The sequence below is a fragment of the Nocardia sp. NBC_01327 genome (assembly GCF_035958815.1).
Taxonomy (GTDB): domain Bacteria; phylum Actinomycetota; class Actinomycetes; order Mycobacteriales; family Mycobacteriaceae; genus Nocardia.
Genome location: NZ_CP108383.1, coordinates 5,644,240 through 5,658,226, shown reverse-complemented (window position 1 = coordinate 5,658,226; position 13,987 = coordinate 5,644,240). Strand labels below are relative to the sequence as shown.

General features: G+C 65.5%; 14 protein-coding genes. 8 read left to right on the top strand and 6 right to left on the bottom strand.

Annotated elements, in window-relative coordinates; genetic code table 11:
• Nucleotides 1–34 precede the first annotated feature (34 nt).
• Complete coding sequence (locus OG326_RS26210) at nt 35–592, bottom strand: YdcF family protein (RefSeq protein WP_327139774.1); 558 nt, start codon at nt 590–592, stop codon at nt 35–37.
• Between the two features lie 366 nt (nt 593–958).
• Between OG326_RS26210 and OG326_RS26205 the strand changes: the two genes are divergently transcribed.
• Complete coding sequence (locus tag OG326_RS26205) at nt 959–2,116, top strand: esterase/lipase family protein (protein WP_327139773.1); 1,158 nt, start codon at nt 959–961, stop codon at nt 2,114–2,116.
• 178 nt (nt 2,117–2,294) lie between these two features.
• On the opposite strand, the gene OG326_RS26200 is transcribed toward OG326_RS26205, so the two are convergent.
• Entirely contained in the window at nt 2,295–2,936 is a 642-nt protein-coding gene (locus tag OG326_RS26200) for a TetR/AcrR family transcriptional regulator (RefSeq protein WP_327139772.1), read from the bottom strand.
• 173 nt (nt 2,937–3,109) lie between these two features.
• Here OG326_RS26200 and OG326_RS26195 point away from each other — a divergent pair, with 173 nt between their 5' ends.
• Complete coding sequence (locus OG326_RS26195; protein ID WP_327139771.1) at nt 3,110–4,486, top strand: ABC1 kinase family protein; 1,377 nt, start codon at nt 3,110–3,112, stop codon at nt 4,484–4,486.
• Nucleotides 4,487–4,607: 121 nt separating this feature from the next.
• The gene (locus OG326_RS26190; RefSeq protein WP_327139770.1) at nt 4,608–6,095 is read left to right on the top strand and encodes a phospholipase D-like domain-containing protein; all 1,488 of its coding nucleotides are present in this window, start codon (nt 4,608–4,610) and stop codon (nt 6,093–6,095) included.
• Here OG326_RS26190 and OG326_RS26185 read toward each other — a convergent pair.
• Genes OG326_RS26185 through OG326_RS26175 form a run of 3 tightly spaced genes read right to left on the bottom strand, consistent with a single transcriptional unit; the run spans nt 6,088 to nt 8,434 of the window.
• On the bottom strand, nt 6,088–7,197 hold the full coding sequence (locus OG326_RS26185) for an FAD-dependent oxidoreductase (RefSeq protein ID WP_327139769.1): 1,110 nt from the start codon (nt 7,195–7,197) through the stop codon (nt 6,088–6,090). The genes OG326_RS26190 and OG326_RS26185 overlap by 8 nt on opposite strands.
• A complete protein-coding gene (locus tag OG326_RS26180; RefSeq protein WP_327139768.1) occupies nt 7,194–8,084 on the bottom strand; it encodes a DUF1295 domain-containing protein in 891 nt (296 codons plus the stop codon). Before OG326_RS26180 ends, OG326_RS26185 begins: the two co-directional genes overlap by 4 nt.
• 29 nt (nt 8,085–8,113) lie before the next feature.
• Nucleotides 8,114–8,434, bottom strand: coding sequence for a putative quinol monooxygenase (locus OG326_RS26175; protein ID WP_327139767.1), 321 nt, complete (start codon nt 8,432–8,434; stop codon nt 8,114–8,116).
• Nucleotides 8,435–8,687: 253 nt separating this feature from the next.
• Between OG326_RS26175 and OG326_RS26170 the strand changes: the two genes are divergently transcribed.
• The 4 genes from OG326_RS26170 (at nt 8,688) to OG326_RS26155 (ending at nt 11,937) form a co-directional block, all read left to right on the top strand.
• Nucleotides 8,688–9,794, top strand: coding sequence for an NADH:flavin oxidoreductase (locus OG326_RS26170; RefSeq protein WP_327139766.1), 1,107 nt, complete (start codon nt 8,688–8,690; stop codon nt 9,792–9,794).
• Nucleotides 9,795–9,886: 92 nt separating this feature from the next.
• Nucleotides 9,887–10,663: an alpha/beta fold hydrolase gene (locus OG326_RS26165; RefSeq protein ID WP_327139765.1), complete on the top strand. Its 777-nt coding sequence runs from the start codon at nt 9,887–9,889 to the stop codon at nt 10,661–10,663.
• 51 nt (nt 10,664–10,714) lie between these two features.
• Nucleotides 10,715–11,395, top strand: a complete 681-nt coding sequence (locus OG326_RS26160; protein ID WP_442790827.1) for a TetR/AcrR family transcriptional regulator — start codon at nt 10,715–10,717, stop codon at nt 11,393–11,395.
• A 38-nt stretch (nt 11,396–11,433) separates the two neighbouring features.
• Nucleotides 11,434–11,937: a thioesterase family protein gene (locus OG326_RS26155; RefSeq protein ID WP_327139764.1), complete on the top strand. Its 504-nt coding sequence runs from the start codon at nt 11,434–11,436 to the stop codon at nt 11,935–11,937.
• Nucleotides 11,938–11,956: 19 nt separating this feature from the next.
• Here OG326_RS26155 and OG326_RS26150 read toward each other — a convergent pair whose 3' ends face one another.
• On the bottom strand, nt 11,957–12,886 hold the full coding sequence (locus OG326_RS26150; RefSeq protein WP_327139763.1) for an alpha/beta fold hydrolase: 930 nt from the start codon (nt 12,884–12,886) through the stop codon (nt 11,957–11,959).
• A 234-nt stretch (nt 12,887–13,120) separates the two neighbouring features.
• Here OG326_RS26150 and OG326_RS26145 point away from each other — a divergent pair, with 234 nt between their 5' ends.
• Nucleotides 13,121–13,945, top strand: a complete 825-nt coding sequence (locus OG326_RS26145; protein WP_327139762.1) for an SDR family oxidoreductase — start codon at nt 13,121–13,123, stop codon at nt 13,943–13,945.
• Nucleotides 13,946–13,987: the final 42 nt, after the last annotated feature.

The following is a 13,987-nucleotide window of genomic DNA, read 5'->3' as shown; positions in this document are numbered from 1 at the left end:
TACAAGGATATTCAGATTCTGCGGGCCATACCTTCTATGGCTTCGGGCCGAAGGTTAGTAGGTTCCATAGCTCGTCCGGGGAGTAGGTGCTGGTGACTGATACACCGGCGGCGGTGAAAGAGGCTAAGGCTCTGGGCATGTGGTAGGCCGAGGTGATCAGGATGGCGTTGTGGGTGCCGAGTTCGGTCATGACCTGGGCGGAGTATTCGGCGTTCTCGACTGTGGAGCGGGCGGAGGGTTCGAGGTGGATGCGCTGGGGTGGAAGGCCATGGGAGATAAGCCAATCGGCCATTGCCTGGGCCTCGGTGATGCCGGATTGGGGGTTGCCGCCGGTGACAATGACCGGTGATGCCGCTGAGACGAAGGCTTCGACGTAGCCGGCGCGTAAGCGGTCGATGAGTTCCGGGCGGAGGGTGCCGTCGGGCTGCAGGCCGAAGCCGAGGATGACGATCGCGGTGTCCGGGCCGTGTGGGAACGGCTGGTCGGCGTGGGTGGTTGGGGCGCTGAATGCAAGGATGCCGAATGTGAGGACCGCGGTCAGTGCCGCTAGTGGGAAACGGGGGATGAGGCGGGCGAAAGGAAAGTCGCGCACGGGAACTCCAGAAGTTTCACGCGAATGAGACCGGAAGGACAGCCGGTGTCGTCGATGATTCGTCACCCGAATGCGCTTGTGCGGAACTAGTTCCCATATCCGGAAATATCACTGCGATGGTCGTGCGAATTTGTGACGGCATTCCCGGTGAATCATATTGTCGCACTTCATGAACAGCGTCCATCGATTTGGTGAGATCTCCGAACCCCGGCGCAGTGCCTTCTGGCGCCCTCCGGCCCGGCTTAGCGTTAGCGCGGATTCGGTGCCGAAACTCCCACACGGCAGCGGAACTCGAACGTACGTCGGGCTGCAGGAAGGCACGAAATGAAACGAAGTACCCGCCCAAGGGCAATACGGGCAGCGGTCATGACGGGGGTCTCGCTGCTGGCGGTCGGATTCGCCGGAACGAGCGCCGAGGCCGCACCGGATGCGGCGCCGACCGAACAGCAGTTGGGTGACTACATCGCGGCGGGACTGAAGCAGGCGGGACCGGTGGCCGGGGTAGGCACCGGGTCGGCGTGCACCTCCGGCAGTGGCGCGGGATCGGGCAACGGTTCCGGTGACTGCTTCGGCGGATCAGGGTCCAGCTCCGGGCTGTCGGGCGGATATTCCTCCGACACACAGGGTTACGGCCCGGCCATGACCTCATGGACGGCGGCATTCGGGTACGGCCTGGCCAATCCCGATGCCGCACCCCCGGAAACCAACGACTGGAATTGCAAACCCAGCGCCGAGCACCCGCGCCCGGTGGTCCTGGTCCACGGCACCTGGATGAACGCCTACAACGGTTTCGCGTTTATGAGCAAGCCGATCACCGACGCCGGATTCTGCACCTTCACCTTCAACTACGGCCGGTCCAATATCGCCCAGGGCGGCGGGCTCGGCTCGGTGCTGCCGGGCATCATGGGCACCGGCTACATCCAGGATTCGGCAAAACAGCTGGCCACCTTCGTGGATCGGGTGCTGGCGGCGACCGGCGCCCCGAAGGTCGATATCGTCGCGCATTCGCAAGGCGGTCCGATGGCCGGCTGGTACACCAAGTTCGAGGGCGGCGGCCCGAAGGTGCAGCATATGATCACCTACGGCGCCACCAACCACGGCACCTCGCTCGACGGTATCGGCGCATTGGGCCGGGCGGTCAACAACTTCGGCATCGATGTCCTCGGTTTCGTCGAGTTGTTCGTGGGCCACGCGGGAATCCAGCAGACCATCGGCTCGGATTTCGTCAACCAGCTCAATGCCAACGGTGACACGGTGCCCGGCATCGACTACACCGTGGTCGGCACCCGCTACGACGAGGTCACCAACCCTTACGATCTGACCTTCCTCAAGGCCGGTCCGGGTGCGCACGTCGATAACATCCTGCTGCAGGACGGTTGCGAACAAGACGTGTCCGACCACCTGACGATCATGTATTCACCCCGCGCGCTGTCCATCGCGCTGCGGGCACTGGATCCGGCACAACATCCGGACCTGCAGTGCACATTCAACCCCTGGGTCATCGGCGGCGGCGGATCGCTCTGACCCTCACCAGCTGTACCGCGCGGCATCGTCCGACTCCCGATGTCGCCCGGTACTACTCCGCAGGCTCGCACCGGCTCTAGTGCGTCCGGACCCCCTTTCGGTGACACGTACGGGGTCCAAGCCTGCGGGCGCGCCCACCGGGATCTGCCCTGAACCCGGTGGGCATGCGCCTGTCCGCCTAACGCCGGCCGGTCTCGGACTCGATCCAGGTGGCCATCATCTGCGCGGTCATGGCCACAGCCTCCTGACGTTCCTGACTGTCGACCTCCAGGGCAGATGCGCGCAATACCCCCGCGAATCCGGTATTGACCAGAACGAATGTCATCACGTCGTATTGGTGATCGTCACCCGGGCCGAGGATCTGTATCAACAGCACCTTCATCAGCAGGTGCAGCCGCGTCTCGAACTCGGGGAGACCACTGTTGTAGAACTGCACTCCCGCGACGAGCGCACGCACCAATTTCGCATTGACGACCAGTTCTTCGGCGAATACGTCCAAGACCTCGGTGATCACCCGCGTCGTCGACAGCGGCTCTTGCGGATTCGATTGCTGCGAAAGACCGGACAACCACTGTGTGAAGCGCCGCTCGAGCTGCTCGAGCAGCCGCGCGAGCAATTCGTCCACCATCACGCCGCGATCGGAGAAATACCGATACACCGTGCCGATGCTGACATCCGCCTCCGCCGCGATGCGGTTCGTCGAGGTATCGGCGATTCCGCGCTCACCGAACAATCGCGCCGCGGTGTCCAGGATGTGCTCTCTGGTGGCCCGCGAACGCTCCTGGGTCGGACGACGACGCTGTCGTGCTTTCGGCGGCATCCCGGCCTCCCTGCCGTATCGTGAAAAATTGAGCTTTGCTCATCTTAGGCTGTCGAAGATCGCTAATAGGCTGTAAGTTATTGCGCCACAGGAATTTATGGCCGGCGTGGCACGGCACGGGCGCCGATCGCGGCGTCCGGCCGCTGCGCGCGCAGGCCTGCGGAGGTGCGCAGATGGCCGATCGGGTGTCCAAAGGGCGACTGACACGCGGAAGTCAACTGGGCCGTCTGGCCGCGGGGCAGGCCGTGCGCGGGGTCGGGACCAGGTTGTCGATGATCGGACAGCCCGAGGAGGCCCGGCGGATTCTCGCCGAACGATCCTCTCTGCAGGCCGCACAGCAATTGGTCACGGTGCTGGGCGGTATGAAGGGCGCGGCGATGAAACTGGGGCAGATGCTCTCGGTGCTCGACGTCGACCTGGTTCCGGAATCGCATCGTGAATTGTTCCGCGGCAAGCTCGCCGAACTGCGCGATCGTGCGCCCGTGGTGTCCTTCACGGCAATGCGGAAGGTCATCGAGGACGATCTGGGCCCATTGTCGCGAGTTTTCGCCGAATTCGACGAGACTCCGATTGCGGCCGCTTCGATCGGCCAGGTCTATCGGGCGAGATTGCACGATGGGCGCGCGGTCGCGGTGAAGGCGAAGTACCCCCGGGTGGACGAGGCCGTGCAGGCGGACCTGCGCAATCTGGAATTCTTCAGCAAGCTCTGGAAATCCGCGCTGCCCAGCGCGGCCGATGCCGGTGTACTCGATGAGATCGCTCGCAATATCAGCGGCGAACTCGATTACGTACGCGAGGCCCGCACCCAGCATCGAGTGGCATTGCGCTACCGCGGTCATCCCTTCATCGTGGTGCCTGACAGCATCGAAGAGTACTGTGCGCCACACGTTCTGGTGACGGAGTTCCTCGAGGCGGAATCCTTCGACCGGATCCAGGCGCTGCCCGACGCCGACCGGAATCGGATCGGCGAGCTCATCTACCGCTTCTACATCTGCTCACTGTTCACTGACTACGAATTCTGCGGCGATCCGCATCCCGGCAATATCCTGCTCGATGCCAGCGGCCGCCTCGGATTCGTGGATTTCGGGCTCTACAACCAGATGGATCGCGCACACGTCGATTTCGAGCGCACCGCCCTGCGGGCCGCCGGTGAACACCGCGCCGACGATCTGTACCAGCTGTGGGTGCGACGCGGCATCATCGATCCGGAGGCGGGCGTCACCGCGCAGGAATGCCTCGAATACGTCTGGGCCGCAGCGGGTTGGCATCTGCTCGACGAGGAGATTGCCATCACCCCCGAGCTCGCCACCGGTGCGGTGATTCTGGCAGTCAACCCCCGATCCGTCGAATTCCGGGGCATGCGTAAGCAATTGCTGCCGCCCGAGCACGTCTTCTCACGACGCGCGGACCTGTTCACCTTCGCCGCGCTCGGCCAGCTGCGCACCACCGGCAACTGGCATCGAATCGCGCGCGAATGGCTCTACGACGAACCCCCGGCCACCGACATCGGGCGCGCGATCGCCCAGTGGCAGGCCGCGCGCCGAATGTGACGGCCGCCGCATTTCGCTGGAAACCGTACCTGCCCAATGGAACTGAGATCCGCGACCGCAGTACTGTGAATTGTTCACCTGCGGGGACAGGTGTGCGGCCGGACGAGGGGACAGACTGCGTATGAGCGACGAGCACCGAATCCTCACCCCCGGCGAGACCTGCTGGCAGATCGCGCAGGCCGATCGCCTGGCGTGCATTGTCGATGCGGCCGACTATTTCCGGCACGCCAAATCCGCGATGCTGCAGGCACGCAAGCGCATTGTGCTGATCGGCTGGGATTTCGACACCCGGATCAAGTTCGAACCGCAGCACAAAACCCTCGAGGGACCGGATCGGCTGGGCAAGTTCCTGTCCTGGCTGCCGAAGCAGCGCCCGGATCTCGAGATCTACCTGCTGAAATGGAATATCGGCGCGTTCGCGGCGATCGGCCGCGGGATGACGCCGATCTTCGTCGCCAATTGGATGACCGATCGGCGGTTGCACTTCGAAATGGACGCCGCGCATCCGATCGGTTCGGCACATCATCAGAAGATCGTGGTGATCGACGACGCGCTGGCGTTCTGTGGCGGCATCGATATGACCGTCGACCGCTGGGACACCGGCGACCACCGGGACGACAATCACTACCGGACCGAGCCGAACGGCAATCGGTACGGACCGTGGCACGATGCGACCACCGCCGTCGACGGTGACGCGGCGAAGGCGATCGGCGAATTGGCCCGGGCCAGATGGAAAGCCGCCACGGGACAGGAACTCCAGGCGGTCGACGAGATCGCCGGGGACATCCCGTGGCCGGAGGGCCTCGAGCCGACAATGTGTTCCGTCGATGTCGGCATCGCGCGGACCCTGCCCGCGCTCGCGGACCGCACCGAAGTCCGGGAGATCGAGGCGCTGTATCTCGCGGCGATCGCGGGCGCCGAGCGGTCGCTGTACATCGAGAGCCAGTATCTGGCCTCCCGCCACCTCGCCGAGGCGATCGCCGCGCGGCTGCGCGAGCCGAACGGTCCGGAGATCGTGCTGGTACTGCCCCGGCACGCCGACGGCTGGCTCGAACAGCAGGCGATGGACGGGGCCCGCCGGCGCCTACTGCATCTGCTGTGGCAGGCCGACACCCAAAACCGGCTCGGCGTCTACTATCCCGTCACCGAGGCCGGTGCGCCGATCTATGTGCACGCGAAGGTGCTGGTGATGGACGATCGGCTGCTGCGGGTCGGCTCGTCGAACCTCAATAACCGTTCGATGGGATTCGACTCCGAATGCGATCTGGTCGTCGAGGTCACCCCCGACACCGCCGACGGTGAGCTGTTGCGCGACACCATTCTCGGTATCCGGCGGCAGCTGATCTGCGAACATCTCGGCGCCGAACCCGCGAAGTTCGAGGCCACCCTCGCCGAGACGTCATCGCTGCGCGGGACCGTCGAGGCCCTGCGCGGTAGCGGCCGGACCCTGGTGCGGTTCGAGCCGGAGACGGTCGAGGACGAGGACAGTCCGCTGGCGGAGAACGAACTGATGGATCCCGAGCGCACCCCACCGAGTTTGTGGGACAACCCATTACTGAGCTGGGGTCTGCGTCGCCTGAAGGCCACCGGGCCGGACCCGCTCAGTTGACCGGCCTTCTGACCCCGCCGTAGATGCCGCGCCGCACGATGAGCGGTTGCAGCAGCGACCACGCCGGGATTCGGAAGCCCTGACCGCCCGGGCTGAACACCTCCAGGCTATTGCGCTGGGTGCCCACCACCGAACCCCAGCGCCGGGCTGCCGGTTCGAACGGCTTCGGTGTTCCGCCCGCCAGATCGGCCCGAATATTGTGTGCCAGTAGGCCGTCGGCGCGGCTTCGGGCCGATGTGCGCAGCGGGTCGGTCGCCGCGACGTCTCCGATCGCGTACAGACCGGGCGCACCGGGGACCCGGAGGTACTCGTCCACCACGACGAAACCGTTTTCGTCGAGCAGCTCGTCCGGCAGCCATGTCGTATTCGGAGTGACCCGGCCGACCGTCCAGAGCACGGCAGCGGCACTGCTCGCCGATTGCCCGGTGCTCCATTCGACGGTTCCGCTGGTGATCTCGTCGCAGCCGAATCCGTCCGGCACCACCGCGCGATGGTGTGGGTGCAACCCGACACCCAACCGTTCGAGCCGCTTGCTCAGCGTGCTCCACACCCTGCCGTGGTGGTGCGAAAGCGCGCGCTCACCAGGGAAATACAGGTCCACCCGCTTCTCCGGCCAGGTGGTTGCCACATTGAGTGCGCCGCTCACCGCAGCGGCCCCGCCGCCGAGCACAATGACCGAGTCGGCGGCTGCGAGACGTTCGTGATCCGCGGTGATGGCGGCGGCGACCTGGTCGCTGGTCTGCAGATCCGGCCGCCGCCAGAAGCCGTTCGTCACGCCGGTAGCGATCACGAGCACGTCGTACGGCTCGATAGCGCCGGCGCCGTCGGGGCCGGTGAGATGGACCTGCTGTGCCGCGAGGTCCAACCGTGTCAACGTGCCGTGCACGGTGCGCACCGGGTCGAGCCGCTGATAGCGATCGAAGGGCACCCAGTAATCGCGGGCCCACTCGCCCGGGCGGGACAGGCGCATACCGAGCTCCTGACCGCTGACCAGTCCCGGTTTGCTCGAAATACCAACCACGCGGCCATATTTCGAGAGGTGTATGGCGGTCAGCAGACCGGTGTCGCCGAGACCCGCGACCACAATGCGAGGGCTGCTCACGCCACGAACTCCCGCTGCTTGCGCGGGGGACGCGGAACGAAGCGCGGTACCCGGTCGATCACATCCTGGTAGTCCGGCCGGCGTTCGAGACTGCGCTGCTCCATCATCGGGATGCTCGCCCCCTGGAACATCGCGCACATGCCGATCGCGCCGAGGAAGACCCACCACCAGTCCTGCGGTGCGGCGGCCAGGCCGAAGAGGCCGAGCGCGAGCCAGAAGGTGAACTCGCCGAAGTAGTTCGGGTGCCGCGACCAACTCCACAGTCCCCGATCCATTGCCTGGCCGGGGCGGCGCTGTGCGGCGAAGCGGTACATCTGCAGATCGGCGAGGAATTCCAGGATCACCGCGCCGACACCGACCACACACGCGACGATGTCCAGCCAGCCGATCCCGCGGTCGCTATTGGTCAGCACCACATACACCGGCAGCATCCCGGCGAAGACCTGCAGCGTAGGGAAGACGTGAATACCCATCAGGTCGGCGACCGCCTCGGCTCTGCCCGCCCTGGCGCGCAGCATCGGATAGCGCCAATCCTCATGGTGCAGACCAGGAAACGCGTACAGCCAATTGCCGGTCAGCCGAACCGCCCAGAAGACCATCACACCCAGCACCAGCCAGGCCCGCGTCCGGTCGCCGCCGTCCCCGATCCGCACCCACCAGGCCACCATCAGCAGAGGCGGCAGCACGCTCCAGTAGGCGTCGTATAAGCTGGAGTTCTTGTGCACCCGGCTGGCCGCGAAGACCACAGCCGTGGCGATCAGATCGGCGATCAATCCGTCCAGCCAGAGCTGACCGGTCCGCGGTCCCCAGGCCAGCCACGCACCCCCCGCCCCGAAGGCGAGGACATAGGCGATCCCGACACGCACCATCGACTCGGTCTTGCTCATCCGACGACCGTACCTAGAACGTGTTCCAGTTAGTCGGAGATTCCGCCATGAACATGGACGGCATGCCCGTAGAACCCTTCGGGTCGCTGTGCCAGCAGCGGGGCCACCTGACCACTGGCCGCAACGACCGCCTCGGATCGTGTGGTCGCATCATGTGCGTCCTTGTCGGCCCACAGCTGAGTCAGCCAAATAGTGTCCGGATCGTCAAATGCCGTATTGATGCTGTAGCTGAGCAGCCCGCCATCTTCGCTGGCACGTAACCCCTTCAGTAGCAGGGCAATCAACTCGTCCCGCTGGCCAGGTAGCGCCGTCATTCGACCGAAGACGCTGAACAAATTCTCACCGGACACCGTTCGCCCTTTCGCCTGATCGTTCGTGTCCGAGGCTACCTTCCACCTGCCACTCCGGTCCTGAGATGCGCTCAGCCCGTTAACCTTCCGCCGTATCGGGGCGGGAAACTCACGTCACGGTGAAATGGCCGCCCCGATGCCGATTTCTGACCGCTCGGGCCGGTTCGACTCGGGCGAGGGAATGACTGAGACGTCCGCGATGTTCTCCCCGGAATTCGAAGTGCAGTGGTCGAACCGGAAGGAAATGTGCCTCATGTCACAAGGAGCGGTCGAGGACCCTTCTATCCAACTCGATGAGTTCTTCACCGAGTTCCGGGCGGGATCGTTGCGGTTGCGGAACAGATTCGCGATGGCCCCGATGACAAGAATGCAGTCGCCGGGCGGTGTTCCGAATGCGGAGAACATCGAGTACTACCGCGCTCATGCGGCCGGTGGTGCGGGGCTGCTCATTACCGAGGGCACCTATGTGCGCGGCCCGGCGGCCGGGCCGGAGGCGGCGGTGCCGCGGTTCTACGACGATGACAGTGCCGCCGGTTGGCGGGCGGTGGTGGAGGCGGTGCACGCCGAAGGCGCCGCGATTGTGCCGCAGCTCTGGCATACCGGTGTGACACGGGGTGACAGCCCGAAATTCGAGCCGGAGGTTGCCTCTGTGAGCCCGTCCGGCGTGAACCACAACGGTCAGCAGGTGGGGCAGTCCCTGACCCCCCGTGATCTGGACACGCTGGTCGAGTCGTATGTGGAGTCGGCGTCGCTGGCGAAGCAAATCGGATTCGACGGACTCGAACTGCACGGTGCGCACGGGTATCTGCTCGATGAATTCTTCTGGGCCGCAACCAATCACCGGCAGGATGAATACGGTGGAACGCTGCGGCGGCGCGCCGGTTTCCCCGCTCGCGTGGTAGCGGCCGTCCGCGAGGCCGTCGGTCCTGATTTCACGATCATCTACCGCTATTCGCAGTGGAAGGGCGCCGATTACACGGCCCGGGTCGCTGAGACTCCCGCAGAGCTCGAAGAGCTGCTGACGCCGCTGGTGGAAGCCGGCGTGGATATCTTCCACACGTCGCTGCGGCGGCACTGGCAGCCCGAGTTCACCGAGCACGCAGACGATATGAGCCTGGCGGGCTGGACCAAGAAGATCACCGGACTGCCGGTGATCACCGTGGGTTCCGTCGGAGTGGACAGCGTTTTCCACGGTGATCGAATCGACGAGACCCAGGCTCAGCGCTTTCAGGTGCTGCAGGAGCAATTCGAGCGCGGCGAGTTCGATATCGTCGCGCTCGGCCGGGCACTGCTGGCCGACCCGGAATGGGTGAACAAGGTGCATGACGGCCGACTTTCGGAAATCACGCCCTTCCGGTAGGCCGTATCACGTCGGGCCGCCCCTGATCGAGCGCCGGGAAGTGGTGTGCGCACAGGCTTTCCATCGCTCGAGAGGCATGCGAAGCTCACCGTGTGAATCCCGATAGGCCGCCGCTCGTCCTGCTGCACGGCATCACCATGTCCGCGCGGGCATGGCAGGACGTCACCCCGCTACTCGCCGCTCATCACAGCGTGGTCGCGCTGACGGCGCTCGGGCATCGCGGTGGCCCGCCGGCGGTCCGGCGCCCGGCCACGGTCGGCGACCTGGTCGATGACGCGGAACGGGTACTCGACGACCTCGGCCTGGAACGGGTCCACCTGGCCGGGAACTCACTCGGCGGCTGGATGGCTGTCGAACTCGCGCGGCGTGGCCGCGCTGACAGTGTTTGTGCGCTTTCACCAGCGGGTTTCTGGGATGCGGGCGCGGCCGGCCAGACCTCCGGTGTGAAGAAGCTGCGCCGCATGATCGCTCTCACCCGGCTGACACCCGCACTGCAACCGCTCGCCATGCGCTCGCCGATCGTCCGGCGGCTGGCGCTGCGCGATATCGCCGTCCGAGGCGAGCGACTGTCACCGGCGCAGGCCCTCGAGGCCGCACGCGACCTCCTCGGTTGCACGGTCGCCGATGACCTCCTCGGCAACCATGAGGAGATCGCGCCGCTGGACCCGCTGCCGTGCCCGATAACGCTCGCGTGGTCGGCCCTGGACGCGATCCTCCCGGTGGACGTCAACGGCCGGATCGCCCGCGAACGAATTCCGCAGGCCCGCTTCGAGATTCTGCCCGGCGTCGCGCACGTGCCGATGATCGACAATCCGGCCCTCGTCGCGGAAACGATTCTCACCAGTACCGGAGCCCTTCCGCGGCGGTGATACGGTTGCCCACCGGAGTGTCCGCCGATCGACAGGCAGTGAGTAGCGCAGGTGTCCGAATCCATTGCGGCTGAGAACGAACCGGGCCGTATGGCGCCGCGGACCCAGCGCGGCGAACGGACACGCATCGCGCTGATCGCGGCGGCGCGCGCGGTCTTCGAACGCGACGGATACCTGGACGCGCGCATTGTGGACATCTCGAAGACGGCGGGCATGGCGTCGGGGTCGTTCTATACCTATTTCGACAATAAGGAAGAGATCTTCGCCGCACTGGTCGAGCAGGTGCAGGAGGAGATGCTGCATCCGCATGTGCAGGCGCGCAGTGGGATCACCGATGTGCGGGCGCTGATCGAGGCCGCGAATCGCGATTACCTCCTGTCCTACAAGCGCAATGCGCGTCTGATGGCGCTGTTCGAGCAGGTCGCGCATGTCGATGAGAACTTCCGGCGCATGCGGGTCGAGCGCGGCCGGGCATTCGTGCAGCGCAATGCGCGCCTGATCCGTTCTCTCCAGGAATCCGGGCAGGCCGCCGCCGATCTCGACCCCATGATCACCGCGCACGCGCTGTCGGCGATGGTGAGCCGGATGGCCTATACCGTTTTCGTGCAGAACCAGCGCATCTCGTTCGAGAAGCTGGTGACGACCCTGACCCAGCTGTGGATCAATGGGCTGCAACTGAAACCCGAGTTATCCTCGGTCTCGGAAGCCGGCCCCGGAATGGAGCTCGGCTGACCGGTGGCGACGAGGCCACCGGCGAGGAGAGGTTGTTCATGGTCGCGTTGCTGCCGTCCTTCGCCCAGGTGCTCGCACTGCCCCGTGGATTCGGCCGGGTCATTCCGCCGGAATTCGAGGACGGCAACGGGCATATGAACGTGATGCACTACTACGGGCTGCACGGTGAAGGTCTGTGGCAGACGCACCGCGACCTCGGATATCGTGCGCACGCGGGCAGGTTCGGGTCGTTCGCGAAGGAGCAGCACGTCAAGTATCTGCGCGAAGTGCTTGTCGGGCACGAGGTTTCGGTGCACGTCGGCCATATCGGCCGCACGGCCAAGGCTTTGCGCGGAGTGTCGTACCTGCTCAATCTGACAACGAGCGAGGTCGCGAACTCCTTCGAATTCCTGGCGGTGAACATCGATCTGGAATCGCGGCGTCCGGCGCCGTTCCCGGAGGACATCGCCGACATGCTCGACCAGCGCATCGCCGTGACACAGGCCTGCGGGATCACCCCGGATTACGGTGTACTGGAATTGCGCACCGCTCCGGCGGTCTGATCGGCCGATGCTGCGCTGATCAGCCGATCTCGCGCGCGAAGTCGATGAGGGCGGCATTGACTTCGGCCGGTCGCTGCTGCTGAATCCAATGCCCCGCGCCGTCGAGAATGACGGAACCACGCAGATCCGCCAGCACCGCAGGCATTTTCGCCAGCGGCGTGAAGCGGATGACGGGATCGGCGGAACCGGCGATGAACAGCGACGGTTGCGTGATCTTATCGGCCAGGTGGGCGGTCCGCTCCCAGCTGCGATCGAGATTGCGATAGTAATTGAGCCCGCCGGTGAACCCGGTCGCGGTGAAAGTCGCTACGTAGTAGTCGAATTCGGCGGGGGAGAGCCATTCCGGGATCGGAGGCTCGGCCGCCTCGGTGTCGAGGAATGTATCGGCGCTGAGCACCTCGTCCTGCAGCAGCGTGCGGCGGACATCCGCCGCCAGTACCGGATCGGCGACCCCGGGCTCCTGGAACCAGCACATGTAGAAGTCGTCGCCGAGCCGCGAACGCAGGATGGGCACCGGCGGCGCGGAGGACCGCGGGGTGGCCGGAACGCTCAGACCGGCGACCGCGCGCACGCGATCCGGATAGGCGCGGGCCAGCTGCCAGACCACCGATGCGCCCCAGTCGTGCCCGACGAAGATCGCGTCCTCGAGACCGTAGGCGTCCAGCAGCCCGATGAGATCCGCGCACACCGTGAGGATGTCGTAGTCCTCGACCCGATCGGGCCGCGAGCTGCCGCCGTAGCCGCGCATATCCGGGGTGAGAGTGCGGAAACCCGCGTCGGCCAGCGCGAAAACCTGGTGCCGCCAGGAGAATCCGAGTTCGGGAAAGCCGTGGCAGAACACCACCGCGGGGCCGTCGCCATGCTCGACGACACGCAGTTCGATGCCATTGGCGGCTACCTGACGACTGCCCAGCCGTTGCCAGTCTTCGAGCAGATCTCGTGCGGTCATCTCGTCCTCCACCTGACATGCTGCCCTGCCGGTCCCGGCTGAAACACACGGTATGCAAAAGTGACGTTGAGTTCAACTATGGGCCGAAATGGCATGTGCTGCACCGAGTTAAGCATCGCGACGAGTGCAGAGCGGGCATTCGGGCCTTGAAATGCGGCCCCGGAGGCGAGTAGACAGGCGAGATTATCCACTCGAATCCATTGGACTCGAGTCTCTGACTCGGAAGGAGATCCTGTGCAGGTCGCGGGAAAGATTGCGGTCGTCACCGGTGGCGGCGGCGGAATCGGCGGTGCGCTCGCCGCGCGGCTGGTGCGCGAGGGAGCCAAGGTTGTGGTCGCCGACCTGGATGCCGATGCCGCCGCGGGTGTTGTCGCATCGATCGGCGAAAACCATCCCGGCGCGGCGGTCGCCATGGGCGCCGACGTATCCGACATCGCGCAGATCGAGGCGCTCATCGCCCGAGCGGAAGCGGAGTTCGGCCCGGTCGATCTGTACTTCGCGAATGCGGGTGTCGCCGGACCCGTCGGCCTCGGCGCGGACAAGGACTGGCTGACCACCATCGACGTCAACCTCCAGGCGCATGTGCGCGCCGCCCGCCTGCTCGTTCCGGGCTGGCTGGAGCGCGGCGAGGGCTACTTCATCGGCACCGCCTCTGCCGCGGGTCTGCTCACCCAGATCGGTTCGGCCGCATACTCGGTCACCAAGCACGCGGCCGTCGGCTTCGCGGAGTGGCTGTCGGTGACCTACGGCGACCGCGGGATCCGGGTCAGCTGCCTGTGCCCCATGGGCGTCGAGACGAAGCTGCTGCGCGCGGGCGAGAACTCCGGGGACGCGATCGGCGAGGCGGCGACCCGGGCGGTGACCTCGGCGGGCGCGGTGCTGACCCCGGAGGAGGTGGCCGAGGTGGTCATGGCGGCCGTCGACGATGAGCGGTTCCTCATCCTGCCGCATCCGGAGGTCCTCGATATGTACCGGCGCAAGGGCTCCGATTACGACCGCTGGCTGTCCGGCATGCGGCGCTATCAGGAGCAGCTGCTGAGCGGTGTCGCCGAGTCCTGACAATCTGAATCCGGATTCGGTATTGCGGTTGTCATGCCTGGT